The organism is Pseudomonas sp. 5Ae-yellow (assembly GCF_014077575.1).
In the GTDB taxonomy this organism is placed as follows: domain Bacteria; phylum Pseudomonadota; class Gammaproteobacteria; order Pseudomonadales; family Pseudomonadaceae; genus Halopseudomonas; species Halopseudomonas neustonica.
The window spans coordinates 30,081-54,724 of the sequence record NZ_JACGWE010000003.1 but is presented as its reverse complement, the minus strand read 5'-3'; the positions used below and the strand labels follow the sequence as shown (position 1 = coordinate 54,724).

The following is a 24,644-nucleotide window of genomic DNA, read 5'->3' as shown; positions in this document are numbered from 1 at the left end:
ACAGGATGTTTGCTTGACTGATCTGCGCCTTCTGCTGGCAAGCTTGTTTGTCGGCTTGTTACTACCGCTAGGTTTTGCCCAGCTGCCGCCTTGGTGGTTGGCGCCACTACTAATCCTTTGTGCCTTTTGTGTATGGCGCGTCAGCCTGGTTGGGCGTTATTGCGCATTGCTTCTTTTAGGTTTTTGCTGGGCTCTACTCTTTCACCATCAGGCGCTTGCGCAACGGCTTGCACCCTCGTATGACGGCGAGACCCTGGTTGTGGAGGGGCGTATTGCGTCGTTGCCGGAACAAACCGCAACCGGCTGGCGCTTCCGGCTGGAAGGCGTTAGGGCGATTGATACTGCAGACGCTTTGCCCGATCTACGTATGCACTGGTGGGCGGGTCAGCCGTTGGCCGCTGGAGAGTTGTGGCGCTTTGAAGTTCGCCTGCGACGTCCTCGCGGGATGAGCAACCCCGGTACCTTTGATTACGAAGCCTGGCTTTACGCCTCTGGCACCGGTGGCTTGGGCAGTGTGCGGGGCGGTGAGCGATTGTCAGCGCCGTCTACCGCACCTTGGCGTGATCACTTGCGCTCGCGTTTTGCTCAGGCGCTGGAGCCTGTCCCTCAAGGTCAGCGTCTGCTTGCGTTGCTACTGGGAGATAAAGGCAGTCTGGCGAAGGCCGACTGGGAGGTGTTGCAGGCGACAGGTACCAGCCATCTGATGGTCATCTCCGGCTTGCATGTCGGCATTCTGGCCTTGACCGTGTTCTGGCTTACAAGGCAGCTACTGAGTTGGGGGCACTTTAACTGGCCATGGCCCCAGCTTTGGCTGTCGGTACCGTTAGCCCTGATGGCGGCTGGCGTCTATGCTTGGCTTGCCGGTTTTGCCGTTCCGGTTCAGCGTGCGCTATTGATGTGCGCCCTGGTGTCGCTGACGCAACTGTCTCAGCGCCGACCCAGCGCAGTTCTGATTTGGCTCGCGGCGCTGGTAACGGTGGTTATGCTTAATCCGGCGGCCCCCTTGCGTGCGGGCTTCTGGTTGTCCTTTGTTGCGGTAGGCTTGCTGATATTCGGCCTGGGTGGCAGGTTGGCGCAGCGTGGCATATGGGCTCGCTGGGGCCGCGCGCAGTGGTTGGTCTATTTAGGCTTGTGGCCGTGGTTACTGCTGTGGGGTATGCCCAGCAGCGCCTCTGCCTTTATCGTCAACCTGGTCGCAATCCCCTGTATCAGCCTGCTGGTGTTGCCAGCAGCATTGTTGGGGGCATTGTTTGAGGTGGCTTTCCATTGGCCGCTGTTATTGCAGTGGTCCGCGATTGCACTGGGGTGGCTGTTTTCAGTATTGCAGTGGATCTCCGGGTACAGCCCGTTGCTGCATTTTGCCAATCCGGGTTGGCTGGCCTGGGTGACTACCCTGCTTGGCGTGCTGCTACTTCTGAGTCCTCTGGTACGTTTGCTTTGGCTCCCCGCCTTAGTCTGCTTTCTGCCTTTACTCTGCCCGTTGTTTGAGCGGCCGCCCAGGGGCGAGGTCTGGGTTACTGTGCTGGATGTTGGTCAGGGGCTTGCAGTGCATGTGCAAACTGCGCAGCACGACTTGCTTTACGACGCCGGCGCGCGCCTGTCCAGCGGCTTTGACTTGGGTGAGGCAGTGGTGGCTCCTGCACTTCAGGCCAGTGGTGTAAAGCGCCTGGATATGTTGCTGCTCAGCCATGCCGACAACGATCATGCTGGCGGTGCGCTGGCCGTCGCCCGCCGCATTCCGGTTGATCGTGTGGTGAGCGGTGAGCCGGAACGTCTGCCGGATCAACTCAATGCAGAGCTTTGCGCCGTGCAGCATTGGCAGTGGGATGGTATCGATTTCACGTTGACGCCGCTGGGGGCTGATGGATCGCAGGCTAATGATCGATCCTGTGTTCTGCAGCTAGCGGCCGGCTCAAATGGCGCCTTGTTGCCCGGTGATATAGGTCAGTCGGTAGAGTATTCGCTGCTTGAAAAGCTGGCCCCTGCAAGCCTCCTTCTGGCTCCGCATCACGGTAGTATCAGCTCCTCCTCCTATGCTTTTATTCGACGGGTAGCGCCGCAGTGGGTGGTGTTCAGTGCAGGTGCAAATAACCGTTATGGTCACCCGCACGCAAAGGTTGTGGCACGATACCGGGAACTGTCAGTCGAACCGGTTTATACTGCCGCCTCCGGAGCCATTCGTTTTACGCTGAAGGCGAATGCCGAGCCTGGTTTGAGCTGGCGCTGGCGTCAGCAAGAACGGCGTTTCTGGCATGAACAATAAGGTGCAGAGAGCACTGGAACAGGGCGTTTCAGCGGATTGTCTGTGCTAGAGTAAACAACCATTTTAGGGGAGGGATCGCTTGTGTGGGAATTGATCAGTTCCGGTGGCTGGCTGATGCTGCCGATCATTCTGTCTTCGGTAATTGCTGTGGCTATTGTTATTGAGCGTCTGTGGGCACTGCGCAGTAGTCGTGTTGCTCCGGTAAATCTGCTCGGGCAGGTGTGGCGCTGGGTCAAGGATGGTCAGTTGGATGCGGTCAAGTTGAAAACCCTGAGAGCTGACTCACCCTTGGGCGAAATACTTGCTGCCGGTCTGGCTAACTCACGGCATGGGCGTGAAATCATGAAGGAGTGTATCCAGGAAGCGGCCGGCAAGGTCGTGCACGAACTGGAACGCTATCTTAATACCCTAGGCACCATTGCTGCGATTACGCCGCTCCTTGGGCTTTTGGGTACGGTGATCGGCATGATCGACGTGTTCAGTGCGATCATGGTGCAAGGCACCGGCAATACCGGCGTACTAGCCGGCGGTATTTCCAAGGCACTGATCACCACTGCCGCGGGTTTGACTGTCGCTATCCCCGCTGTATTTTTCCATCGCTTTTTTGTGCGCCGGGTGGATGAGCTGGTTATCGCCATGGAGCAGGAAGCGACCAAGCTGGTAGAGGTGGTGCAGGGTAATCGCGATGTTGAGTTCAACGGTGGCAAGGATAGCGCTTCTGCCAAGCCGAAGCCCAAGCCTGCCGCGGCTGGCAAGGGGGCCTGATCGTGAACTTTCGCCGCCAGAGAACGGAAGAGGTCAGTGTTAACCTGACGCCGTTGATTGACGTGGTCTTTCTGCTGCTTATTTTCTTCATGGTGTCGACTACCTTCACCCGTGAAACGCAGCTGAAGCTGGATCTGCCGCAGGCGGCATCCGGCGAGCGAGTAGAAAATCGCAATATTCAGCAGCTCGAACTCACTATCTCTGCCACCGGAGAAATGGCGCTGAATGAGAAGGCGTTGCTTAATTCCAACCTGAGCAACCTGAAGGCGGCCCTGCAGAAGGAGTCAGGTGGTGACAATATGTTGCCCGTGGTGATTACTGCTGATGCACAAACACCTCACCAGTACGTTATTACCGCAATGGATGCAGCAGGTCAGCTTGGTTTCAGCCGCTTGCGTCTGACCACCAGCGAAATCGGAGCGGGCGAGCAGCAGTGAATGGCTTCTTCTTCGCAGCTGCAGCTACTGCTTCATGGTGCATTGCGCTGTTAGCCGAGTGCGGACCGGTTGAGATGCGATCCACCTTGCTGCTCTCGCGGTTTCAGTCATTGGCGCAGCGGTAATGAGCTGGCAGCAAAGTCTGGAACAGGGCCTTTTGCGCGCCTGGTACGGCAAGCAATCTTGGTTGGTTTTGCTGCGTCCGCTCTCCGCGCTCTACACCTACTTGGTCCGTCGTCGTCGAGAGCGCTATCTTTACGGCGAGCGCAGTCAGTGGTCACCTCCGGTGCCGCTGATCGTAGTGGGCAATATTACCCTGGGTGGTACTGGCAAGACGCCAATGGTGCTCTGGATTGTCAGCTTTTTACTCAGCCGTGGGTATCGAGTGGGTGTGGTAAGTCGCGGCTATGGCGGACAACCACCGCACTATCCTTGGCAAGTCGACCCGGCAGGTGAGGCTGCTCACTCTGGCGACGAGCCACTCTTGATTGCCCAGCGTGTTCACGTTCCCGTGTTTATCGATCCTGACCGGTCTGCTGCGGCCCGCGCTTTACTCGCACACGAGCCTGTAGATGTGATCATCAGCGATGATGGCCTGCAGCATTATGCGCTGGGGCGAAGCGTTGAGCTGGTTATGTTGGACGCAGAGCGCGGACTCGGGAATGGCCGTTGCCTGCCGGAGGGCCCCTTACGCGAGCCTCCAGAGCGCCTGGATAGCGTGGACCTGATTGTGAGTAACGGCGCGCCCGCAGATCAGGGCGGCCGGTACGCGATGCATCTGCGACCCACTACCCTGGTTAACCTGCTCAGTGGTGACGCTGTACCGCTGAAGTTATGGCAGGGTGATCGAGAGGTAGTTGCCTTGGCGGGTATTGGTAACCCGCAACGTTTTTTTCGTACGCTGGATAACTGTGGGTTTGCTTATGAGACTCGCGTCTTTGCTGACCACGCCAGCTATTCAGTTGAGTTGCTGGGCGATCTACCGCCCGGTAAAACGGTCATAATGACCGAGAAGGATGCAGTTAAATGCCGCAACCTGGCGCAAGGCAACTGGTGGTATCTGAGTGTCGATGCCGATATGAGCGACGCTTTCGCAGACGCCTTGATCGCCTTGTTGCCCCCTGTGTCTCTTTCGCCCACGTCACCTCAGGAGTAATTCATGGATCCCAAACTATTAGATGTACTAGCTTGCCCTATTTGCAAAGGCCCGCTGGTGCTTAATGCTGAAAAAACGGAGCTATGGTGCCGCGCCGATGGTTTGGCTTATCCGATCCGTGAGGGGATTCCAGTGATGCTGGAGACAGAAGCGCGCGCGCTTGATGCCGACGAAAAACTGGATCGCTGATACATGTTCCACGTCATTATTCCTGCCCGATACGCTTCGACCCGGTTGCCTGGTAAGCCGCTGCAGCTGATCGCCGGTAAACCTATGGTGCAACATGTATGGGAGCAGGCGCGTAAAAGTGCTGCCGTCTCGGTTACCGTTGCTACCGACGATCCGCGGATTGTTGAGGCTTGCAAAGCCTTTGGCGCAGAGGTCGTGCTCACGCGCGAAGATCATCCCTCGGGCACAGATCGCTTGCAGGAGGTAGTCAGCCTGCTGGGATTGCCGTCGGACGCCTGTGTCGTCAATGTGCAGGGAGATGAGCCGATGATCCCCCCAGCGGTGATTGATCAGGTTGCCGCTAACCTGATTGCCTCAGCCGAGGCGGGTATTGCGACGCTGTGCGAGCCGATCGAAGACAGCGAGTCGTTATTCAATCCAAATGCGGTGAAGGTTGTCTGCGATCAACGCGGATTTGCACTGTACTTCAGTCGTGCCCCAATGCCCTGGTGCCGTGATGCCTTTGCTGACGGGCCCGCGTCGCTTCCCGCTGATATTCCCTTTCGTCGCCATATCGGTATTTATGCCTACAAGGTCGGCTTTCTGCATGATTACGTGACCTGGCCTGCCAGTCCGCTGGAAAAGGCGGAGTCGTTGGAGCAGCTTCGTGCACTTTGGTTCGGTACTCGAATTCATGTTGCCGATGCCTGTGAGCCATTGCCGGCCGGGGTGGATACCCAGGCTGATCTGGAGCGGGTTAGGGCCTTGTTGGGGCAATCATGAAAAGCCAGATGACTCGAGTTCTCTTTGTTTGTCTGGGCAATATCTGTCGCTCGCCCAGCGCGCAAGCCGTATTTGAAGCTCGCCTGAAAGAGCGTGGGTTACAGCAGCAGTTTGTAGTGGATTCTGCGGGTACGGGTGGCTACCACGAAGGCGAGCCGCCAGACAGGCGGGCTAGCGCTGCTGCGCGAAAGCGTGGCTATGATCTCTCCAGTCAGCGCGCGCGGGCCGTACGTGATAGCGATTTCAACGAATTTGATCTCGTGCTGGCGATGGATAACAGCAATCTGCAGAATTTGCTGGCTAGGGCTCCTGTGACGGCACATGACAAAATACGTTTGTTCATGAGTTATGCCCCGGAGTTGGCGCAGGAAGTACCTGATCCCTATTTTGGTGGTGATGATGGTTTTGAGCAGGTGCTGGATATGCTGGAAGCCGCAGCCGACGCACTGTTGGATCAGCAGGTACGCCGTTGATTGCGCTTGAGTCCAATGTTGACTTGCGTGCCTACAATACGCTGGCTGTGAGCGAACGCGCAGAGCGCTTGCTCGTAGTCGAAGATGATCGCCAGTTGCAGGAGGCTTTGGCGCTGGCAGGCGAACACGACTGGCCGGTTACCTTACTGGGTGGCGGCAGCAACCTGGTGTTGGCGGGCCCGGTCGCAGGCTTAGTGCTACTCATGCGCAGCCGTGGACGGCGTGTGCTGTCGCGTTCTTCGCAGGCGGTGGTGATAGAGGCTGCTGCTGGCGAAAACTGGCATGACTTTGTATCCTGGTCGCTCGATTTGGGGTTAAGCGGTTTGGAAAATCTCTCCTTGATCCCTGGCACTGTGGGTGCGGCGCCGGTGCAAAATATTGGCGCTTATGGGGTTGAGGTAAAAGATGTCTTTCACAGTCTCGATGCACTTGATCGCCAGACTGGAGAGGTTAAATACTTTTCGCTCGAAGACAGTGAGTTCTCCTATCGTGACAGTCATTTTAAGCGCTCTCCCGGGCGTTACATCATCTTGCGAGTACGCTTCCGTCTATTTTCCCGGCCGCAGATAAATATCGCCTACGCGCCCCTGGCGGCCGCCTGGCAGGCAACCGGGTTACGCTTTCCCGATCCGCGGGTAGTGAGTGAGTTGGTTTGTACGATTCGGCGCAGCAAGTTGCCGGACCCCAAGGTACTGCCTAATGCGGGTAGTTTTTTCAAGAACCCGTTGGTCCCGCAGGCGGCCGCTGATGCGCTGCTGTTGCGTTTTCCGGGCATGCCGCACTTTCCGCAAGCTGACGGGCTATGCAAGCTAGCGGCTGGCTGGTTGATAGAGCAGGCGGGGTGGAAGGGTTTTCGGCAGGGTGATGTCGGCGTGCATGCGGCGCAGGCACTGGTTTTGGTCAACTATGGTATGGCGAGAGGGGCCGACATTCTGGCGCTTGCGGCCGATGTGGCTGGCGATGTTCAGCAACGGTTTGGCGTTAGCCTGGAGCAAGAGCCGCCGTTACTGGGCCAACCGTAGGTTTAGTCTTTAGCTTCGAGTGTCAAATTAACCCACCATTTGGATAAAAAAAGGGATGCCGAAGCATCCCTTTTTTATTGCTGCCGGATTTACGACTTGTGGCTGTCGTCTTCCTGCTCGGCTTTCACTGCGCTTTCAGCTTCGACTTCACTGGCACTTTCAGTTTCAGTTTCAGTCTTGGTTTCAGGCTGTGAGGATTCAAGCATGTCGGCCTGCTTCAGCTGCGGTTTTGCTGCGGCTTCAGCTTTCTCGGTCTCTGCTGCGGGCGTTGGCTCGGCCTCAGTGGATTGCGCGCTTGGTTCTGGCGCTGCCGCTGGGGTGGCTACCTCTTCGCTCTTGGCTTCAACAGCGGGTGCTTCCGGTTTGGCTTCGGCCTGCTCTGCAGGTGCTGGCTCGCTCGGCGCTTGTGGTTGCTGAGCGGCTTCTTCAGCTAGACGCTTGGCTTCCAGTTGACGGCGACGAATCTCACGTGGATCGTTATAAGCGCGTCCGCTTTCGGTCAGAGCAGGAATGTTGTCTTGCACCTTGGGAGTGCTTTCAACGGCAACCGGTTCTGCTTCGACTGGTTTGGCGACGGGCGCGGGCTCTTCTACAGCGACGGTCTCTTCCACTTCCACCTTTGGTTCTGCCTTGGCTTCTACCGGTGGCTCGCTGACGGGTTCGTCTTGCTGCGTTGCAGACTCGACGTTTTCGGCTTGAGCTTCGGTGTTAGCCGGCTTTTTCCGTTCCTGGCGCTGACGGCGTGGACGAGGACTTGGAGCTGGCTCGCTGGCTTCGGCGTTGCTGTCATCAGAGGTGTCATCGCTGGCTTTCTCGGTCGGCTGTGCCTGGCTAAAGGCTTCGACCGCGGTTTCCATAGAGGCTTCTACCTTGCTTGCAGCTTCGCTCAAGCCTGCTTCTACTGGCGTTTTGACGTCAGTAATCGCATCGCTTTCAGTGTCGGCTTCAATCGCAGGCGCGGTGGGTGCAGCCGCTGCTTCAGTGACGACTGCAGTCGCGGTGCTGCTAACCGATGCGGCCACGGCGGTCTTTTCTGCGTCTTGAGTATCAGTATTAGAAGCGTCTGCGTTAGCAGCGTTTTCGCTGGCGTCGTCAGCAGTGGCGTCCTGCTGTGGGCGGCGGCGGTTGTTGCGACGACGCTGACTGCTGCGTGAACGACGCTTTGGACGCTCGGAATCATTACCCTCGCTACCTTGCTCCTGATTTTCGTTCTCTGTTGCAGTAGCGTTCAGGCTAGTCTCTTCGGCCTGCTGCTGATCGTCCTGGTGTTGTGCTGGACGACGTTCGCGGGTCTGCTGGCGTGCCTGGTTTTCGTCATCACGTGGCGCACGCTGTTCAGCGTCGGCTGGGCGACGGCGGCGACGTGAACCGCTAGAAGCTTGTGCTGGGCGGCTCTCGGCGGGCTTTTCAGCGGGCTTTTCGACTGGCGCTTCTGTTACTGGCTCATTTCGTGGCGCCTGCTTACGCTCGCCTTCGGCACGCTCAGGACGGTTGCCACGCTCATTGCGGTCGCCACGCTGACGGCGATTGCGGCTGTTGCGGCGCTCATCGCTATTGCGCTTGCTGTTGTCGCGGCTAGGGCGTTTGGGCGTCTCTTCCTGTTCGGTTTCTTTAACTGGTGCGCTGTTGCTCTCTTCGTTAGCGAACAGGCCAACCAGTGATTTGATCAAACCTTTGAACAGGTTGGGTTGTGCAGCCTGTACCGCTTCCACTGGCGCTGGTGTTGCCGCAGGAGTAGGTGCCGGACGGGTGGGGGAGAGGGCTTTGACAGCTGCTTCCTGACGAACGATGGCACGTGTCTGGCTAACAGGCGTCGGCTCCTCAACTTCCACTTCACTGCTCATGGTGAAGCTGCTTTCCTGGTTCAGCACTGACTCGTGGTCGTCGCGCAGGCGCTGAACTTCAAAGTGCGGCGTATCCATGTGCGGAGTGGGCAGAATCAGGATGCGTATCTTGGTGCGTGCTTCAGTCTTGGCCAGGGCTTCGCGCTTTTCATTCAGCAGGAAGGTGGCGACAGCGACAGGTACATGCGCTCGTACTTCGGCGGTACGTTCTTTCAGTGCCTCTTCTTCGATCAGGCGTAGCACGGAGAGGGATAGTGACTCAACGTCACGGATGGTGCCGCGACCATTACAGCGCGGGCAGACAATACCGCTGGTTTCGCCTAGTGAGGGGCGTAGGCGCTGACGAGACATTTCCAGCAGACCGAAGCGGGAAATACGACCGACCTGTACGCGGGCGCGATCAGCTTCAAGACTTTCGCGTACGCGCTCTTCGACAGCGCGCTGGTTTTTCGCAGGGCTCATGTCGATGAAGTCGATAACGATCAGGCCGCCGATGTCGCGCAGACGCAACTGACGGGCAACTTCTTCTGCAGCTTCAAGGTTGGTCTGCAGTGCAGTTTCTTCAATATCGCCGCCCTTGGTTGCACGGGCAGAGTTGATGTCGACGGAAACCAGTGCTTCAGTGTGGTCAATAACAATTGAACCGCCGGACGGCAGTTTAACTTCACGCTCAAATGCAGTCTCAATCTGGCTCTCGATCTGAAAGCGATTGAACAGCGGTACGGTATCTTCGTAGAGTTTGACCTTGCTCGCGTACTGCGGCATCACCTGGCTGATGAAGTTGAGTGCCTCTTCCTTCACGCTTTCGCTGTCGATCAGTACTTCGCCGATATCCTGGCGCAGGTAATCACGAATGGCGCGGATGATGACGTTGCTTTCTTGATAGATCAGGAAGGGGGCGCTGCGCTCTGAGGAGGCGCCTTTAACGGCTTCCCAGAGTTGCAGCAGATAGTCCAGATCCCACTGCAATTCTTCTGCGCTGCGGCCCAGGCCAGCGGTACGTACGATCATGCCCATGTCGGCCGGTACGTTCAGGCTGTTGAGGGCTTCACGCAGTTCATTGCGTTCTTCGCCTTCAATGCGACGTGAGATACCGCCAGCACGAGGGTTGTTTGGCATCAATACCAGATAGCGACCAGCCAGACTGATAAAGGTAGTCAGTGCTGCACCTTTATTGCCACGCTCTTCTTTATCGACCTGGACAATAACTTCCTGGCCTTCTTTGAGAACGTCCTTGATGTTGACGCGACCTTCAACCTGCTTGGAGAAGTATTCGCGGGAGATCTCTTTGAGGGGGAGGAAGCCGTGGCGATCTGAGCCGAAGTCGACGAAAGCGGCTTCCAGGCTAGGTTCAACGCGGGTGATGCGGCCTTTGTAAATATTGGCTTTTTTCTGCTCTCGTGCACCCGATTCGATGTCGAGGTCATACAGGCGCTGGCCGTCTACCAGGGCGACACGCAACTCTTCGGGTTGAGTTGCGTTAATTAGCATTCTTTTCATGAAGTACCGTTGTGATTCCAGGGCTATACGGATATCACGTTGTGCGGCACCCACGATCCATGCGTTCGGTGTCAGGTGTGTTTCTGGCCTGGGTAACATCTACCCGGGTGCAGAGTTCACATCGCATTGCTGCTGGTTGGCAACGTCAACGACAGTTCAATCTGTTACTTCTACACAGAGAAACTGCTTTGGGGCAGGCTTGCGACAACAAGGGATTGGCTACGGCGGCAGGCTTTTTTATGCTGCCGGATGGCGACCGTGGGCTGTCAACGCAGGTTATGCGGATCAGCGCAATGGCCGGCTTCGCGTACTGACCGGATGTTGCTACAAGGCGCCCTTAGGGAGGAATCAGCTGGACTGGTAACGGGGACACATTGAATGGCAAGTGTCAGCGCTCGTTACATTATCCTGATGCTGTGCATCTCCACCTAAACACTTACCCATTTGAATCGGGTGCCGCTCAGCGTGTTGTCCGCGAGCGGGTTAATTTTCTGCATGCCTAAATTAGCAGGCAGTGTTGCAATCATAAGTCGCGCCGATCATTCGTTTTCGTTGGTTGGCGGAGACCGTATGGCTTTGTTTCTGGGGCTCGGCAGCTTTGATATGGGCTGGACTCCCCGGCTGCAAACGCGGCAGCTCGCTGGACTATAGCAGCATTTTTTAAGTGCTTCAATTGAATGAAAAAATGTATCATGCGGGGATGAAAAACATGCCTTCCGAACTTCCTGTCCAGGTCCAGTTTGATCAGATTAGCGCTGACCAAGCCGGGCAGCGTATTGATAACTATCTGATCACGCGCCTCAAGGGTGCGCCCAAAACCCTGATCTACCGTATTTTGCGTAAGGGTGAGGTGCGCGTTAACAAGGGCCGGATCAAGCCTGACTACCGCTTGCAGGCGGGCGACACCCTGCGTATCCCTCCGGTGCGTTTGCCTGCACCAAACGAGCCAGTGTTGGTTGGCCAGGGCATTCTTAATGCGCTGGAGGCGAGCGTTTTGTTTGAGGATAAGGGTTTGATTATTGTAAACAAGCCCGCTGGTTTGGCTGTGCATGGCGGGAGTGGTCTTAATTTCGGTGTGATCGAGGCTATGCGGCAGTTGCGCCCTGATTGTCCGCAAATCGAGTTAGTGCATCGGTTGGATCGTGATACCTCGGGCTGCTTGATGATCGCCAAAAAGCGCAGTGTGTTGCGCCACTTGCACGCAGAATTGCGCGGTGAGGGAAAGGGTAAGGGTGTGATCAAGCGTTACGAGGCCTTGGTGCGTGGGCGCTGGCCTGCTTCAACCAGGAAGGTGCATGCGCCATTGCAGAAGAGCAATCTGCGTTCGGGTGAGCGCATGGTTGAGGTCAATGTCGAGGGCAAGGAGAGCCTGACAGAGTTTCGTGTACTGGAGCGCTTTGGTGACTATGCGACGCTGGTGGAGGCTCAGCCTATCACCGGGCGTACCCACCAGATTCGGGTCCATGCCAAGCATGCCGGGCATCCTATTGCCGGCGACCCCAAGTACGGCGACGATGACTTTTCCCGTGAATTGCGTGATCTCGGCGGCAAACGATTGTTTTTGCATGCGCGGTCGCTGCAGGTAGTGATGGCTGATGGGCAAGAGCTAAGCGTGGAGGCGCTACCTGGCAAGATGTGGGATGACGCGTTGGGGCGTTTGCGTAATGCCTGATATCGATACCCTTATTTTTGACTGGGATGGCACGCTCTCCGACTCCGTTGGGCATATTGTTGCGGCAATGCGCGCAGCGGCAAGAGAGGTGGCGTTGCCGGTGCCTGACGTTGCTGCGGTTCGCAATATTATTGGTCTGGGGTTGCCTGAGGCTGCAGCGGCCTTGTACCCGCAAGAGCCTGATGTGCGGCGCCTGCATGCCTTGGTTGATAGTTATCGTACGCAGTATCGGAGTCTGGACGCGCTGCCGGTAGAGTTGTTTCCTGGTGTTTTGGCTGCACTTGATCGCTGGCGCGCTGATGGCTATCGCCTCGCTGTGGCGACGGGTAAGGGACGTAGCGGCTTGGATCGCATGCTAAAGCAGCATGATTTACTCGGCTACTTCGATGCTACCCGTTGTGCTGATGAAGCGGCGAGCAAGCCTCATCCTTTGATGTTGCAGCAGATTTTGCAGGAGCTTGGCGGTTCTGCTGCAACGGCCATTATGGTGGGTGATAGCTCTTTTGATCTTGATATGGCGACGAACGCAGGTATGCGCGCTGTGGCGGTAACTTATGGTGCGCAGTCGCGTGAGCAATTGCAGTGCTGCGCTCCTGCGCACTGTATAGATGAATTTACCGAGCTGGCTAGCTGGTTGGGTGAGCCTGGCCGCGACGGCCGAACAATCGCGATGGGGAAAGCTTGATGAGCAATGACCAATGGACCGAGGGTGATATGGTTTCCAAAGAAACGCGGGCGCAGGCAGCCGAAGACAAAAAAGCCTGGCAGTTGCTGGACAAAACGCTGCAAGCCTCATTGCAGGAGCAGCGTCGTTCGCGCCGCTGGGGGATCTTCTTCAAAGTGCTCACATTCACCTATCTGTTCGGCGCTATCATGCTGTTTTCGCCGTTGGCCAAGATGGAGTCATCCAGCGTGGGTGGTCCGCATACTGCCGTTGTGGAATTACGCGGTGTGATTGCTGATCAGGAGGAGGCCAGTGCCGACAATCTGATTAGTGCGCTGCGTGACGCGTTTGAAGACGCCAATACCAAGGGTGTTGTGTTGCGCATTAACAGTCCGGGCGGTAGTCCGGTGCAGTCGGGCTATGTCTACGACGAAATCAAGCGCCTGCGTGCGCTGCATCCGGATATCAAGCTCTACGCGGTGATTACCGATTTGGGCGCTTCGGGTGCCTATTATATTGCCGCGGCGGCAGATGAGATTTATGCCGACAAGGCCAGTCTGGTTGGCTCTATTGGTGTGACCGCAGCCAGCTTCGGCTTTGTGGGTACTATGGAGAAGCTGGGTGTCGAGCGACGCACCTACACGTCAGGTGAGCACAAGGCGTTCCTTGATCCCTTTCAGCCGGAAAAGCCGGAGGAGCGTCAATTCTGGCAGACGGTACTGGATACTACTCACCAGCAGTTCATTGATCAGGTTAAAGCAGGGCGCGGCGATCGCTTGAAAGAGACGCCGGATATGTTCAGTGGCTTGGTCTGGTCTGGCGAGCAGGCGCTCGATCTGGGCTTGATTGACGGCCTTTCCAGTACCTCCGCAGTGGCGCGCGATGTGATTGGGGTTGAGGAGTTGGTTGATTTTACTCACCAGGAATCGCCCTTTACCCGGTTTACGCGTCAACTGGGTGCCAGTATGGGTGCAGCGTTTGCAACCGAGCTGGGTTTCTCTGGTCCCGCTCTACGCTAGTGGTCAGGTTGGCTCAGGGTAGGTGAATGCCTTCCTGGGCTAGCATCTGGCAAAGACGAATTAATGGTAGTCCGATAAGGCTGTTAGGGTCATCGCCTTGCATGCGCTCGATCAGGCTGATGCCATACCCTTCTGACTTGAAGCTGCCAGCGCAATCGTATGGTTTCTCGGTTTGCAGGTAGCGCTCAATCTGTTCGTCGGTTAGTTCGCGAAAGGTGACTGAGTAGGGCTCTACAGTTAGCTGGTGTTGGTCGTTCGCGCTATTGAGTAGGCAAAGTGCGGTCGAGAATGTCAGGGTTTTGCCGCTGCTGCGCTGGAGTTGTTGCTGCGCTTCGGCATGGTTGCCGGGTTTGCTTACCGGTTTTCCGTCCAGCAAGACAACCTGGTCGGACCCGATTATCAGATGCTGCGGGAATCGCGTTTGCAGGGCTTTGGCTTTTGTTAGTGCCAGGCGTTGCGTTAGTTGCTCTGGTTGCTCGCCTGAAAGTGGGCTTTCATCTATCTCGGGTGATGCGCTCTGGAAGGCCAGATTAAGCCGCTCCAGCAGCGCTTTGCGGTAGATTGAGCTAGAGGCCAGGATCAAAGGCAGCATGGGTTATTCTCCGGTTTTGCGTTCGGCGCATCTTACCTATGGTCGGATATGGCTGGCGAGTCCGACGAACTGTTATGCTTTGCCTGTAAATAGTTTTGACAGATGCTGCTCTGGTCCCTAGAATTGCGCGCTTATGTCTGGAACCATACCCTCATACGTCGAGCCAGCACGGCTTGCTGATCGCCAAATCACCCTTGAAGGCGTGGTGAAAGCGGACAGCATGCAGCGTTTGGCGGCATTGCTGGCTGCTCCCGCAGACGATGTGCAGGTTAAACTGCAGTTCGCACGCGATGAGCAGGGGATCGGCACCATGCATGGTCACTACCAGACCAATGCACCGTTGATCTGTCAGCGTTGTCTCGAGCAGGTTGTAATACCGCTCGATAGTGAGTGTGATGTAGGTTTTGTCGAAACGGATGAGGCTGCCAAACAGCTGCCCCGTCTTTATGAACCGGTTATTGTGGGTGAAGAACCGCTCGATCTGATTTCTTTGATCGAAGACGAACTGCTTCTGGCTTTGCCTGCAGTTCCGATGCACCCGCAGGACACATGTCAGCATCCGCCAGGGTATCGCCCTGAGACGGCGGAGCCGGAGGAAAAGTCTGAGAAGCCTAATCCTTTCAGCGTGCTGGCCAAGTTAAAACGCGATACCTGAGCTTAGGAGCTTATTAGTCATGGCTGTTCAGCAGAACAAAAAGTCCCGTTCCGCACGCGGCATGCGTCGTTCACACGATGCGTTGTCCTCCGCTGCCTTGTCTGTAGACAAGACCACTGGCGAAACCCATCTTCGTCACCACGTTTCTCCTGACGGTTTCTACCGTGGTCGTCAGGTTGTAAACAAGGACAACGACGAATAAGTTTTGTCCACGTCAATCCGTCTCGCGATTGATGTGATGGGCGGGGACTTCGGTCCCCGTTGCATTATCCCCGCTGCAATCCGTAGTCTCGCGCTATTTCCCTCGCTGCATCTTATTCTTGTCGGTTCTGCGGATATTATTACGCCGCTGCTTGCTGCTGCCCGCTATTCGGCTGACCGAGTTACTGTGGTTCCGGCCTCTGAGCAGGTGCTGGCGGATGATCTGCCTGCGCAGTTATTGCGAGGCAAGCCTGATGCCTCAATGCGCGTCGCGCTGGAGCTGGTGCGTGACGGGCAGGCTGATGGTTGTCTCAGTGCCGGCAATACCGGTGCGCTGATGGTGTTGGCTCGCTCTGTGCTCGGTATGCTCGAAGGCGTGCAGCGGCCGGCGATTATGGCTGCCTTGCCGGTAGCAGGGCATGATTGCCATGTGCTCGACCTGGGGGCCAATGTGGATTGCTCAGCAGAGCAGTTGTTTGAATTTGCATTGATGGGATCGGCGGCGGCGGCCGAGTTGACCGGCAATCCTAATCCGCGGGTTGGGTTATTGAATATCGGCCAGGAGGTCAACAAAGGTGCGCGTGAAGTGCGCGCTGTTGCAGTCTTGTTGGCAGCCAGTGAGCAGCTCAATTATGTTGGGCATGTCGAAGGCGATGGTTTGTTTCGTGGTGAAGCGGACGTAGTGGTTTGCGATGGGTTTGTGGGCAATGTCTTGCTCAAGGCTAGCGAAGGCGTAGCAGGCTACCTGCAGGCGGAAATGCGCGATGCCATTGAGGCTAGCCGGTTGTTGCGCTGGGTTTCGCCGTGGGTGAGACGGTCGCTCAGTGCTATGCGTCAGCGCAACGATCCTAGTCGGCATAACGGCGCCAGTTTGCTGGGTCTGCGTGGCGTGGTAATCAAAAGTCATGGTGGTGCGGGTGAGCAGGCCATGCTGGCCGCTATCGGTAGGGCGGTCAAAGCCTGTGAGGCCGATTTGCCCGCGCGTATCGCCCAGCGGCTGCAGGGGGCGCGTTGAGTGCCTGTGACCTGGTCGCCCCTTGGTGCATCCAAACTGCATTGTCACACTCATGTGTATAGACTCTCCTCATTCATTGGATAACAGGAAAACGGTATGACTAACTCCCTTGGCTTTGTCTTTCCCGGGCAGGGTTCGCAAGCGGTCGGCATGCTCGGCGAGCTAGCCGAGCAGCACGCAGTCATCAAGGAAACCTTCGCTGAGGCGTCTGATGCCCTTGGTTATGATCTTTGGGCGCTAAGTCAGAATGGTCCGGAAGCTGACTTGAATCGTACTGATCGTACCCAGCCCGCCATCCTGACTGCCTCGGTGGCGCTATGGCGTCTGTGGTGTCAAAGCAGCTCTGTACGTCCCGCCTTCGTTGCCGGGCACAGCCTGGGTGAATACTCGGCGCTGGTTGCGGCAGAGGTGCTTTCCTTCGCGGATGCGGTTCGTCTGGTAGAGCGTCGTGGTCAGTTGATGCAGCAGGCTGTGCCTGAAGGTCAGGGCGCGATGGCTGCTATCTTGGGGCTTGGGGATGAGCAGATCATCGAGCTTTGTGCTGCGGCTTCCCAGGGGCAGGTGGTGAGTGCGGTTAATTTTAACGCGCCTGGTCAGGTCGTTATTGCCGGTGAGACTGACGCCGTGGCGCGTGCAATTGACGCCTGTAAAGATGCTGGTGCCAAGCGCGCTATCGCGTTACCGGTCAGTGTTCCCTCGCATTGCGCCCTGATGCAGCCTGCTGCAGAACAGTTGTCGGTCGATTTTGCTGCGCTGCAGTGGCAGAAGCCAGGTATTACCCTGGTGCAGAATGTGACTGCGCGTCCGGCTGCTGATGTTGCGGACTTGCGCCAGCTGTTGGTTGAGCAGCTTTACAGTCCAGTGCGCTGGGTCGAGTCCGTAATTTACATGGCCGAGCAGGGTGTCACCGACTTGGTTGAGTGCGGCCCGGGTAAAGTGCTTGGTGGATTGAACAAACGCTGCAGCAAGGCGGTCAATAATCACAGTTTGGATAGCGTCGCGAGCTTCGCTGCGTTTAGCGAACAATTCGCATAAGGAATTCAATATGAGTCTTGAAGGAAAAGTTGCGCTGGTTACCGGTGCAAGTCGTGGTATTGGTCAGGCGATCGCCCATGCTCTCGCCGCCCAGGGCGCGATTGTCGTTGGCACTGCTACCAGTGATCAGGGCGCGCAGGCGATTGCCGACAAGCTCGCCGAGGCGGGCTACAAGGGTACCGGTATGAAGCTTGATGTGCGCGATGCCGACTCAGTAGCAGCTGTGCTTTCAGCCATTACCGAGACCTACGGTGCGCCGGCGATTCTGGTCAATAATGCTGGCATCACCGCCGATAATCTGTTGATGCGCATGAAAGAGAACGAATGGGATGATGTGCTCAACACCAACCTCGGGTCGGTTTACCGTTTGTCCAAGGCAGTGCTGCGAGGCATGACCAAGGGCCGTTGGGGGCGTATCATCAACATCAGTTCTGTGGTGGGTGGTATGGGTAATGCTGGTCAATCCAACTATGCTGCAGCCAAGGCTGGCATGGAAGGTTTCACCCGTGCGCTGGCACGAGAAGTGGGCTCGCGTGCCATTACTGTGAACGCGGTAGCACCGGGTTTTATTGACACAGACATGACGCGTGCGCTTAATGACACCCAGCGTGACGTGATGCTGGAGCAGATTCCGCTAGGCCGTTTGGGTCAGGCCGAGGAAATTGCTGCTGCTGTAGGGTTTCTTGCCAGTGAGTCTGCTGGCTACATTACCGGGGCAACTTTGCCGGTCAATGGCGGTATGTACATGAGCTGAGGTGTTTTTTTACCTGAGCTACAATGATGTTTTTGCATGATTTTTTGCTGGGTACAGGCTCCAAAGGCTTGGCACCCGTTACGATAGAAGCGATTGACGCTTGAAACCAAGCGATTTGTTTCTATAAACTACCCGCAGTCCGGCTTCTCGGAACTGCACATAGGAGTGAGAACAAGGTATGAGTACCATTGAAGAACGCGTCAAGAAAATCGTAGCCGAACAGCTCGGCGTCAAAGAAGAAGAAGTGACCAACAGCGCTTCTTTTGTTGAAGATCTTGGCGCTGATTCCCTGGACACCGTGGAGCTGGTTATGGCTCTCGAAGAAGAATTCGAGACTGAGATTCCGGATGAAGAAGCCGAGAAGATCACCACCGTCCAGGAAGCAATCAACTACGTGAACTCGAACCAGAAGTAATCACGAAGTCTGCCGAAAGGTCGAAAAAAGCCGCAGTGCTCTCAAGTATCTGCGGCTTTTTTGTATGTCCGAATTATGGTGATACGCAGCCTTTAGCTTAGCTTCTTGCTGCTCGGCGCGTTTGCACCGACAATATGGCAGGTTCGCGGCAGGGGGTTGCCCTTGCTCGTTGCTATAGAGAGTTGAATAAGGAGTTCGCTGTGTCGCGCAGACGCGTCGTGGTAACCGGTCTGGGTATGTTGTCGCCGTTGGGCAATACGGTTGAAAGCAGCTGGCAGGCCGCCTTGGCAGGCAAGAGTGGGATTGCCACTATTGAGCATATGGATGTCAGTGCTTTTAATACGCGCATTGGCGGATCCATACGTGATTTTGACGTCGAGCTTTATATGGCGGCGAAAGAAGCGCGCAAGCTTGACCTGTTCATTCAGTACGGCTTGGCAGCCTGTGCGCAATCGATCAAGGACTCCGGTATAGAGATTACCGATGAGAACCGGGATCGTATTGGTGTGGTCATGGGCTCTGGTATCGGTGGTCTCACCAATATCGAGAAGAACTGTGAGCAATTGCTCAATAGTGGTCCTCGCCGCATATCTCCTTTCTTTGTGCCGGGGTCGATCATCAATATGGTTGCCGGCTATCTGTCCATCCAATATGGTCTGCAAGGGCCCAACTATGCGATGACGACCGCCTGCACCACTGGCACACACAGCATCGGCATGGCGGCGCGTAACATTGCCTATGGCGAGGCCGATATGATGGTGGCGGGTGGTTCGGAAATGGCCACCAGTGGACTTGGCTTGGGCGGCTTTAGTGCTGCGCGCGCCATGACGACCCGTAATGATGATCCGCAAGCGGCCAGCCGCCCCTGGGATCGCGAGCGTGACGGCTTTGTCCTGTCTGATGGTGCCGGTGCCATGGTGCTCGAAGAGTACGAGCACGCGAAGGCGCGTGGCGCCAATATCTATGCCGAGCTGGTTGGGTTTGGCATGAGTGGCGACGCGTACCATATGACGGCACCGCCAGAAGACGGTCGCGGTGGCGCCAAGTGCATGGCTAATGCGTTGAAGGATGCCGGCATCAATCCCGATGAGGTTGACTACATCAATGCGCATGGCACCTCTACCTCTGCGGGCGACTTAGCTGAGACACGTGCAGTAAAAAGCGTGTTTGGCGAACACGCCTACAAGCTGGCTATCAGTTCGACCAAGTCGATGACGGGCCACCTGTTAGGCGCAGCCGGCGCGGTTGAGGCGGTTTTCAGCGTGCTGGCGTTGCGTGATCAGGTTGCTCCTCCGACGATTAACCTTGATAACCCGGATGAGGGCTGTGATCTCGACTACGTTGCGCATAGTGCGCAACAGCGGCCTCTCAATGTCACGCTATCCAATTCGTTTGGCTTTGGTGGTACCAACGGAAGTCTGGTCTTTCGCCGCTGCGAATGAGCACAGACGCCGCCATGTCCGGGCCTGTCACGCTCACTCTGTTAAACGGTCAGGAGACTGATTGTTTGCCGCTGAGTGATCGTGGCCTGGCCTATGGCGATGGTCTGTTTGAGACTATTCGGGTGGTAGGTGGTAGCGCACCTTTGTGGTCGCGCCACCTGCAACGTCTGGAGCGTGGCTGCCGTACTCTGCGTCTGACCTTGCCCGCTGAGCAACTGGCTATCGACGTTGAGAGGCTGGCCCGGCGTCTAGGTGAAGGGCTGATCAAGCTGATTCTTACCCGAGGCAGCGGTAAGCGCGGTTATGCGATACCCGCAAACGCTGAAACGACTCGTATTCTCTTTGGCTCTAATGCTGCTGTATACCCGGCTGAGCATGCTGAACAGGGTGTTCGGCTGTTTGCCTGCGAAACGCGCTTGGGGCACCAGCCCTTATTGGCCGGTTTGAAGCACTTGAACCGCCTGGAGCAGGTGCTTGCGCGCAGTGAGTGGCAGTCCAGTGATTACGCAGAAGGCCTGGTGTGCGACCTGACGGGGCAGCCGATAGAGTGCACCATGAGCAATCTGTTTATGCGTATTGCTGGCGCTTGGGTGACGCCTGATCTTAGCCAGTGTGGTGTGCAGGGCGTGATGCGTGATCTGCTTATCGAGCGGGTGCAGCAAGAGGGTGGCTTTGTGCAGGTCCGGACAGTCGGTTATGACGAGTTGCTGAGTGCCGACGAAGTGATGTGCTGTAACAGTTTATTCGGAGTCTGGCCGGTGATTCAGTTGGGCGATCGGCATTGGCCGGTCGGTCCGTTCACCCGCCAGATGCAATCCTTGGCAAAACAGGTTTATTTGTGAAAATTTTTGGCAAAATCATCGCATTTCTTTTGGTTGTATCTACCTTGTTGGTCCTGGGTGGTGGTCTCTGGGGGTTCTTGACGCTGCAAACTGCCTTGCATCAGCCACTACAGCTGCAAGAACCAACTACGTTGGAAGTGCCTCCAGGTAGTACGCCCGCAGGTATATTTGCCAAGCTCGAGCGCGACCATGTGCTCGAAGACAGCGCCTGGTTGCGTCGTTACTGGCAATGGCAGATGGAAGGGGCTGTGCTGCATGTGGGTGAGTACGCACTGCAGCCGGAGATGACCGCTGCCGAGCTGCTGCACTTGCTGGAGCGAGGCGACGTGCTGCAGCGCCACCTGACGCTGGTCGAGGGTTGGAACTTTGCCCAGGTACGCAGTGCCCTGCGCCAGGCCGAGCGGCTGAAGCAGACGTTGCCGGAAGAGTGGAGCGATGCTCAGGTGATGGATGCGCTCGACCTGTCCGGTATTCATCCTGAGGGCCGTTTTTTCCCTGATACCTATCAGTACACCTTCGGTATGAGTGACCGTGATCTGCTATTGCGTGCTTACCAGCTTATGGAGCAGCAGCTGGCAGAAGCATGGGCAGAGCGGGCCAGTGATTTGCCCTTTGATACGCCCTACGAGGCGCTGATCATGGCGTCCATTGTCGAACGCGAAACCGGTGTGCCGAGTGAGCGTCCTGAAATCGCCGGCGTATTCACCCGTCGGATGAATATCGGCATGAAGCTGCAGACCGACCCTACTGTCATTTACGGCCTCGGCGCCGACTACAAGGGTAATATCAGGCGTCGGCATCTCACTCAGCCAACGCCCTACAACACTTATGTGATTGATGGTTTACCGCCAACCCCTATTGCCATGCCTGGTCGTGAAGCACTGCAGGCAGCGGTTAATCCCAAGCCAGGCAAGAGCCTCTACTTTGTTGCCAAAGGCGACGGCTCCCATGTGTTCTCTAACAGTCTGGTCGAACACAACCGGGCGGTTCGCCAGTATCAGCTTAGCCGTCGCTCGGATTATCGGTCGTCGCCGGCTTCTACTCCGGCTGCAGCCGCAGGGCAGGACATAGCCCAATGAGCGGACTGTTCATCACGTTCGAAGGCCCCGAGGGCGCAGGCAAATCGACCAACTTGCGCTATCTGGCCGATTGTTTGCGAGCTGCTGGTTGCGACCCACTGCTGACGCGCGAGCCGGGCGGTACGCCGATCGCTGAGCAGATTCGTACCCTGTTGCTGGCCAATCACAGCGAGCAGATGAACAGTGACGCCGAGTTATTATTGATGTTTGCAGCGCGCGCGCAGCATCTCAACCAGGTTATCCGTCCGGCTCTAGCGCAAGGGCGGGTTGTTATTAGCGACCGTTTTACTGATGCAACCTACGCTTATCAGGGCGGCGGACGAGGTATCGATATGCAGCGCATTGCTGCACTGGAGACCTGGGTTCAGGGCGACTTGCGCCCCGATCTTACGCTGCTGTTCGATGTGCCGGTTGAGGTAGGCTTGGCCAGAGCAAAAGCGCGTAGCGCGCTGGATCGATTTGAGCAGGAGGAGCGCGCCTTCTTTGACGCTGTGCGAACGACCTACCTGGCCCGAGCTGCTGATGCGCCCGGGCGCTACCGGGTAATCGATGGCAGTGCTTCAATTGAGGGCGTTCAGGCCGAGCTGCAGCCGGCTATCAATTGGATACTGGAGCGCTGGCATGCTTGAGCCAGTCCGCAAGCCAGCGCCTTGGCACCAGCCTGGTTGGCAGCGTTTAACTGCGCAGCAGGACTTTGCCCATGCGTATCTTTTTACTGGACAGCCCGGTTGCGGTAAGCGACGTTTTGCCAGTGCCTTCGCAGCCTTTCTGATGTGTGATACGCCGGACGCGGGTGTTGCCTGTGACGCATGTCGCAGCTGCCAGTTGCGCTTGGCGGGTAGTCATCCCGACTTGTTGATGCTGGAACCAGAGGAAGAGGGTAAGGCAATCCGGGTGGATGCCGTACGCCAGTTGGTCGACTTCATCTCCCAGACGTCACAACAGGGCGGGCGAAAAGTGGTCGTGCTACAACCTGCTGAAGCGATGAATGTGAACGCGGCCAACGCATTGCTCAAGTCGCTGGAAGAACCATCGGCAGAAACCTATCTGCTATTGGTGAGCGATCAGCCCAGTCGGTTGTTACCCACTATTCGCAGTCGCTGTCGAGTGCAGCCGCTTAATCTGCCAGGTGCCGACGAAGCCGCGGCATGGTTAACCGAGCAATTGCCGGATCGCTCCACAGACGACTGCGCGTTGCTGCTGCAGATGGCGGGCGGAGCGCCCTTGCGTGCACTCTCGCTGGCGCAGGTAGATGCCCTCGCGCAGCGCGAGAAAGTGGTGGAGGGGATCAAAGCGCTGCTGAAAGGCCAGGCCGCTCCGTCCAAGCTTGCCGAGCAGTGGAACCCGGTGCCGATTGAGCTATTGCTCGACTGGTTTTGTGCCTGGACCCTGGACCTGCTTAAATTGCAGCAGCAGGCCAGCGATGCAGCTGTCAGCGCTGATATGGACAAGGTGCTGGGCTACATGGCGAAGAAGCTGGATGTGGCAAAGTTATTGGCTTGGCAGGACTGGCTCTTGGAGCATCGCCGACTCTTTGCCAGCAAAGCCAACCTGAATCGCGTACTCTTTCTGGAAAAGGCGTTGGTTCAGTGGAAAAACCTGCTGGAAAGACGTTAACCTGATAGTGGTAATACGCTTTTAACAAGGAAAGAGCGATGAACAATCCCAAGGCACCAGGCCCGCGCAACGGCATATTGTCTTTGACCATCAAGGACAAGTCGGTGCTGTATGCGGCTTACATGCCATTTGTAAAGCATGGCGGTCTGTTCATTCCGACCAACAAGAACTATCGCCTGGGTGATGAGGTCTTCATGCTGCTTAACCTGATGGAAGAACCGGAGAAGATTCCGGTCGCCGGCAAGGTTATCTGGGTCACCCCCAAGGGCGCGCAGGGCAACCGTGCTGCCGGTATTGGCGTGCAGTTCAGTGACCAGGACAACACCGCGCGCAGCAAGATCGAAACCTATCTTGCCGGCGCACTCAAATCCGACCGACCTACCCACACTATGTAATCCATGCTCATTGACTCGCATTGCCATCTAGACCGACTCGATCTCACACCCTATAACGGCTCGCTCGAAGCTGCGCTGGACGCCGCCCGCACGCGTGGCGTACGCAAGTTCCTGTGCATTGGCGTGGATGCAACCAACGCGCCTGTAGTCCAGGCGCTGGCAGATCAGCATGCGGATGTGTTCTGCAGTGTGGGTGTGCACCCGCTGGATCTAAAAGACAGCACCCAAACCGATCTTGACTGGTTGCTGACCGCGCTGGACCATCCGCGTACCGTGGCCATTGGTGAGACTGGGTTGGACTACCACTATGAGCCTGAGTTGGCCGAGCAACAGCAGGCGTCGTTTGCCGTCCATCTGCAGGCGGCGAAGGTTACGGGTAAGCCCGTTGTCATTCATACCCGCGCTGCCCGTGCGGATACGCTGACCCTCTTGCGTGAAGCCGATCTGCCGAATGCCGGCGTATTGCACTGTTTTACTGAAGATTGGGACATGGCCCGTGCGGCCCTGGATATGGGTTACTACATTTCGTTGTCGGGCATTGTGACCTTCCGTAATGCGGAAGCCTTGCGCGACGTGGCTCGACAGGTGCCAGCCGACCGTCTGCTGGTCGAAACCGACTCGCCTTATCTGGCGCCGATTCCGCATCGTGGCAAGCCAAATGAGCCTCAGTTCGTTTGTGAAGTGGCTGCTTTTTTGGCTGAGCTGCGCGGGGTGTCTGTCGATACGCTGTGGCAGCAAACGGGCGATAACTTTCATCGTCTGTTTCCGCTCACTACTGTCTAAAAGTACTCCTCTCAGGGACTTGTTGCTTCCAAAGCATAAAAAAAACCCGAATT

Annotated in this window: 26 protein-coding genes; 24 read left to right on the top strand and 2 right to left on the bottom strand. The window is 56.7% G+C overall.

Annotation, left to right across the window (positions count from 1 at the left end; translation table 11 throughout):
* Window positions 1-13 precede the first annotated feature (13 nt).
* The 8 genes from H4J77_RS03245 (at window position 14) to murB (ending at window position 7,067) form a co-directional block, all read left to right on the top strand.
* The gene (locus H4J77_RS03245; protein WP_158611273.1) at window positions 14-2,263 is read left to right on the top strand and encodes a DNA internalization-related competence protein ComEC/Rec2; all 2,250 of its coding nucleotides are present in this window, start codon (window positions 14-16) and stop codon (window positions 2,261-2,263) included.
* A gap of 81 nt (window positions 2,264-2,344) precedes the next feature.
* Entirely contained in the window at window positions 2,345-3,028 is a 684-nt protein-coding gene (locus tag H4J77_RS03240; RefSeq protein ID WP_123889844.1) for a MotA/TolQ/ExbB proton channel family protein, read from the top strand.
* Window positions 3,029-3,030: 2 nt separating this feature from the next.
* Complete coding sequence (locus H4J77_RS03235; protein WP_123889843.1) at window positions 3,031-3,465, top strand: biopolymer transporter ExbD; 435 nt, start codon at window positions 3,031-3,033, stop codon at window positions 3,463-3,465.
* A gap of 124 nt (window positions 3,466-3,589) precedes the next feature.
* On the top strand, window positions 3,590-4,621 hold the full coding sequence (gene lpxK / locus H4J77_RS03230; RefSeq protein ID WP_123889842.1) for a tetraacyldisaccharide 4'-kinase: 1,032 nt from the start codon (window positions 3,590-3,592) through the stop codon (window positions 4,619-4,621).
* 3 nt (window positions 4,622-4,624) lie between these two features.
* Window positions 4,625-4,810: a Trm112 family protein gene (locus H4J77_RS03225; RefSeq protein ID WP_123889841.1), complete on the top strand. Its 186-nt coding sequence runs from the start codon at window positions 4,625-4,627 to the stop codon at window positions 4,808-4,810.
* Between the two features lie 3 nt (window positions 4,811-4,813).
* Window positions 4,814-5,572 (top strand): 3-deoxy-manno-octulosonate cytidylyltransferase, encoded by a 759-nt coding sequence (gene kdsB / locus H4J77_RS03220; RefSeq protein WP_123889840.1) that lies wholly within the window; start codon window positions 4,814-4,816, stop codon window positions 5,570-5,572.
* Window positions 5,573-5,580: 8 nt separating this feature from the next.
* The gene (locus H4J77_RS03215) at window positions 5,581-6,045 is read left to right on the top strand and encodes a low molecular weight protein-tyrosine-phosphatase (RefSeq protein WP_123889839.1); all 465 of its coding nucleotides are present in this window, start codon (window positions 5,581-5,583) and stop codon (window positions 6,043-6,045) included.
* Window positions 6,042-7,067, top strand: coding sequence for a UDP-N-acetylmuramate dehydrogenase (gene murB, locus H4J77_RS03210; RefSeq protein WP_123889838.1), 1,026 nt, complete (start codon window positions 6,042-6,044; stop codon window positions 7,065-7,067). The genes H4J77_RS03215 and murB overlap by 4 nt, the downstream gene beginning before the upstream one ends.
* 89 nt (window positions 7,068-7,156) lie before the next feature.
* Here the strand turns inward: murB and rne are convergent, their stop codons facing one another.
* Window positions 7,157-10,411, bottom strand: a complete 3,255-nt coding sequence (gene rne, locus H4J77_RS03205) for a ribonuclease E (RefSeq protein WP_182246982.1) — start codon at window positions 10,409-10,411, stop codon at window positions 7,157-7,159.
* 709 nt (window positions 10,412-11,120) lie between these two features.
* On the opposite strand from rne, the gene rluC reads away from it, so the two are divergent.
* Genes rluC through sppA form a run of 3 tightly spaced genes read left to right on the top strand, consistent with a single transcriptional unit; the run spans window position 11,121 to window position 13,766 of the window.
* A complete protein-coding gene (gene rluC, locus H4J77_RS03200) occupies window positions 11,121-12,083 on the top strand; it encodes a 23S rRNA pseudouridine(955/2504/2580) synthase RluC (protein WP_123889836.1) in 963 nt (320 codons plus the stop codon).
* Window positions 12,076-12,768: an HAD-IA family hydrolase gene (locus H4J77_RS03195; RefSeq protein WP_182246980.1), complete on the top strand. Its 693-nt coding sequence runs from the start codon at window positions 12,076-12,078 to the stop codon at window positions 12,766-12,768. The genes rluC and H4J77_RS03195 overlap by 8 nt, the downstream gene beginning before the upstream one ends.
* Window positions 12,769-12,797: 29 nt before the next feature.
* Window positions 12,798-13,766 carry a signal peptide peptidase SppA gene (sppA, locus tag H4J77_RS03190; protein ID WP_123889902.1) on the top strand — a complete coding sequence of 323 codons (969 nt, stop codon included), beginning with the start codon at window positions 12,798-12,800 and terminating at the stop codon, window positions 13,764-13,766.
* A gap of 13 nt (window positions 13,767-13,779) precedes the next feature.
* Here sppA and H4J77_RS03185 read toward each other — a convergent pair whose 3' ends face one another.
* Window positions 13,780-14,358 (bottom strand): nucleoside triphosphate pyrophosphatase, encoded by a 579-nt coding sequence (locus H4J77_RS03185; protein WP_123889834.1) that lies wholly within the window; start codon window positions 14,356-14,358, stop codon window positions 13,780-13,782.
* 133 nt (window positions 14,359-14,491) lie between these two features.
* Here H4J77_RS03185 and H4J77_RS03180 point away from each other — a divergent pair, with 133 nt between their 5' ends.
* The 13 genes from H4J77_RS03180 to H4J77_RS03120 all read left to right on the top strand — a co-directional run bounded on the left by H4J77_RS03180 (window position 14,492) and on the right by H4J77_RS03120 (window position 24,591).
* A complete protein-coding gene (locus tag H4J77_RS03180) occupies window positions 14,492-15,013 on the top strand; it encodes a YceD family protein (protein ID WP_123889833.1) in 522 nt (173 codons plus the stop codon).
* A gap of 19 nt (window positions 15,014-15,032) precedes the next feature.
* Window positions 15,033-15,215: a 50S ribosomal protein L32 gene (gene rpmF / locus H4J77_RS03175; protein WP_065335934.1), complete on the top strand. Its 183-nt coding sequence runs from the start codon at window positions 15,033-15,035 to the stop codon at window positions 15,213-15,215.
* A gap of 3 nt (window positions 15,216-15,218) precedes the next feature.
* Window positions 15,219-16,229, top strand: a complete 1,011-nt coding sequence (gene plsX, locus H4J77_RS03170) for a phosphate acyltransferase PlsX (protein WP_123889832.1) — start codon at window positions 15,219-15,221, stop codon at window positions 16,227-16,229.
* A 96-nt stretch (window positions 16,230-16,325) separates the two neighbouring features.
* Window positions 16,326-17,264, top strand: a complete 939-nt coding sequence (gene fabD / locus H4J77_RS03165; RefSeq protein ID WP_123889831.1) for an ACP S-malonyltransferase — start codon at window positions 16,326-16,328, stop codon at window positions 17,262-17,264.
* A gap of 10 nt (window positions 17,265-17,274) precedes the next feature.
* Window positions 17,275-18,018, top strand: coding sequence for a 3-oxoacyl-ACP reductase FabG (fabG, locus tag H4J77_RS03160; protein WP_123889830.1), 744 nt, complete (start codon window positions 17,275-17,277; stop codon window positions 18,016-18,018).
* Between the two features lie 178 nt (window positions 18,019-18,196).
* Window positions 18,197-18,433: an acyl carrier protein gene (gene acpP / locus H4J77_RS03155; RefSeq protein WP_092284417.1), complete on the top strand. Its 237-nt coding sequence runs from the start codon at window positions 18,197-18,199 to the stop codon at window positions 18,431-18,433.
* 200 nt (window positions 18,434-18,633) lie between these two features.
* A complete protein-coding gene (gene fabF, locus H4J77_RS03150; RefSeq protein WP_123889829.1) occupies window positions 18,634-19,875 on the top strand; it encodes a beta-ketoacyl-ACP synthase II in 1,242 nt (413 codons plus the stop codon).
* Window positions 19,872-20,717 carry an aminodeoxychorismate lyase gene (gene pabC, locus H4J77_RS03145; protein WP_235869727.1) on the top strand — a complete coding sequence of 282 codons (846 nt, stop codon included), beginning with the start codon at window positions 19,872-19,874 and terminating at the stop codon, window positions 20,715-20,717. Before fabF ends, pabC begins: the two co-directional genes overlap by 4 nt.
* 2 nt (window positions 20,718-20,719) lie before the next feature.
* Entirely contained in the window at window positions 20,720-21,796 is a 1,077-nt protein-coding gene (gene mltG / locus H4J77_RS03140) for an endolytic transglycosylase MltG (RefSeq protein WP_123889900.1), read from the top strand.
* Window positions 21,793-22,425: a dTMP kinase gene (gene tmk / locus H4J77_RS03135; protein WP_123889828.1), complete on the top strand. Its 633-nt coding sequence runs from the start codon at window positions 21,793-21,795 to the stop codon at window positions 22,423-22,425. Before mltG ends, tmk begins: the two co-directional genes overlap by 4 nt.
* The gene (locus H4J77_RS03130; protein WP_123889827.1) at window positions 22,418-23,413 is read left to right on the top strand and encodes a DNA polymerase III subunit delta'; all 996 of its coding nucleotides are present in this window, start codon (window positions 22,418-22,420) and stop codon (window positions 23,411-23,413) included. The genes tmk and H4J77_RS03130 overlap by 8 nt, the downstream gene beginning before the upstream one ends.
* 38 nt (window positions 23,414-23,451) lie before the next feature.
* The gene (locus H4J77_RS03125) at window positions 23,452-23,808 is read left to right on the top strand and encodes a PilZ domain-containing protein (protein WP_123889826.1); all 357 of its coding nucleotides are present in this window, start codon (window positions 23,452-23,454) and stop codon (window positions 23,806-23,808) included.
* Between the two features lie 3 nt (window positions 23,809-23,811).
* Window positions 23,812-24,591 carry a TatD family hydrolase gene (locus H4J77_RS03120; protein ID WP_123889825.1) on the top strand — a complete coding sequence of 260 codons (780 nt, stop codon included), beginning with the start codon at window positions 23,812-23,814 and terminating at the stop codon, window positions 24,589-24,591.
* Window positions 24,592-24,644: the final 53 nt, after the last annotated feature.

Bases quoted from the DNA above. Each gene is read 5' to 3' on its own strand.
- lpxK (WP_123889842.1), top strand. From the start codon at position 3,590: ATGAGCTGGCAGCAAAGTCTGGAACAGGGCCTTTTGCGCGCCTGGTAC.
- H4J77_RS03225 (WP_123889841.1), top strand. From the start codon at position 4,625: ATGGATCCCAAACTATTAGATGTACTAGCTTGCCCTATTTGCAAAGGC.
- kdsB (WP_123889840.1), top strand. From the start codon at position 4,814: ATGTTCCACGTCATTATTCCTGCCCGATACGCTTCGACCCGGTTGCCT.
- H4J77_RS03215 (WP_123889839.1), top strand. From the start codon at position 5,581: ATGACTCGAGTTCTCTTTGTTTGTCTGGGCAATATCTGTCGCTCGCCC.
- rne (WP_182246982.1), bottom strand. From the start codon at position 10,411: ATGAAAAGAATGCTAATTAACGCAACTCAACCCGAAGAGTTGCGTGTC.
- rluC (WP_123889836.1), top strand. From the start codon at position 11,121: ATGCCTTCCGAACTTCCTGTCCAGGTCCAGTTTGATCAGATTAGCGCT.
- H4J77_RS03195 (WP_182246980.1), top strand. From the start codon at position 12,076: ATGCCTGATATCGATACCCTTATTTTTGACTGGGATGGCACGCTCTCC.
- sppA (WP_123889902.1), top strand. From the start codon at position 12,798: ATGGTTTCCAAAGAAACGCGGGCGCAGGCAGCCGAAGACAAAAAAGCC.
- H4J77_RS03185 (WP_123889834.1), bottom strand. From the start codon at position 14,358: ATGCTGCCTTTGATCCTGGCCTCTAGCTCAATCTACCGCAAAGCGCTG.
- H4J77_RS03180 (WP_123889833.1), top strand. From the start codon at position 14,492: ATGTCTGGAACCATACCCTCATACGTCGAGCCAGCACGGCTTGCTGAT.
- rpmF (WP_065335934.1), top strand. From the start codon at position 15,033: ATGGCTGTTCAGCAGAACAAAAAGTCCCGTTCCGCACGCGGCATGCGT.
- fabD (WP_123889831.1), top strand. From the start codon at position 16,326: ATGACTAACTCCCTTGGCTTTGTCTTTCCCGGGCAGGGTTCGCAAGCG.
- fabG (WP_123889830.1), top strand. From the start codon at position 17,275: ATGAGTCTTGAAGGAAAAGTTGCGCTGGTTACCGGTGCAAGTCGTGGT.
- acpP (WP_092284417.1), top strand. From the start codon at position 18,197: ATGAGTACCATTGAAGAACGCGTCAAGAAAATCGTAGCCGAACAGCTC.
- pabC (WP_235869727.1), top strand. From the start codon at position 19,872: ATGAGCACAGACGCCGCCATGTCCGGGCCTGTCACGCTCACTCTGTTA.
- tmk (WP_123889828.1), top strand. From the start codon at position 21,793: ATGAGCGGACTGTTCATCACGTTCGAAGGCCCCGAGGGCGCAGGCAAA.
- H4J77_RS03130 (WP_123889827.1), top strand. From the start codon at position 22,418: ATGCTTGAGCCAGTCCGCAAGCCAGCGCCTTGGCACCAGCCTGGTTGG.
- H4J77_RS03125 (WP_123889826.1), top strand. From the start codon at position 23,452: ATGAACAATCCCAAGGCACCAGGCCCGCGCAACGGCATATTGTCTTTG.
- H4J77_RS03120 (WP_123889825.1), top strand. From the start codon at position 23,812: ATGCTCATTGACTCGCATTGCCATCTAGACCGACTCGATCTCACACCC.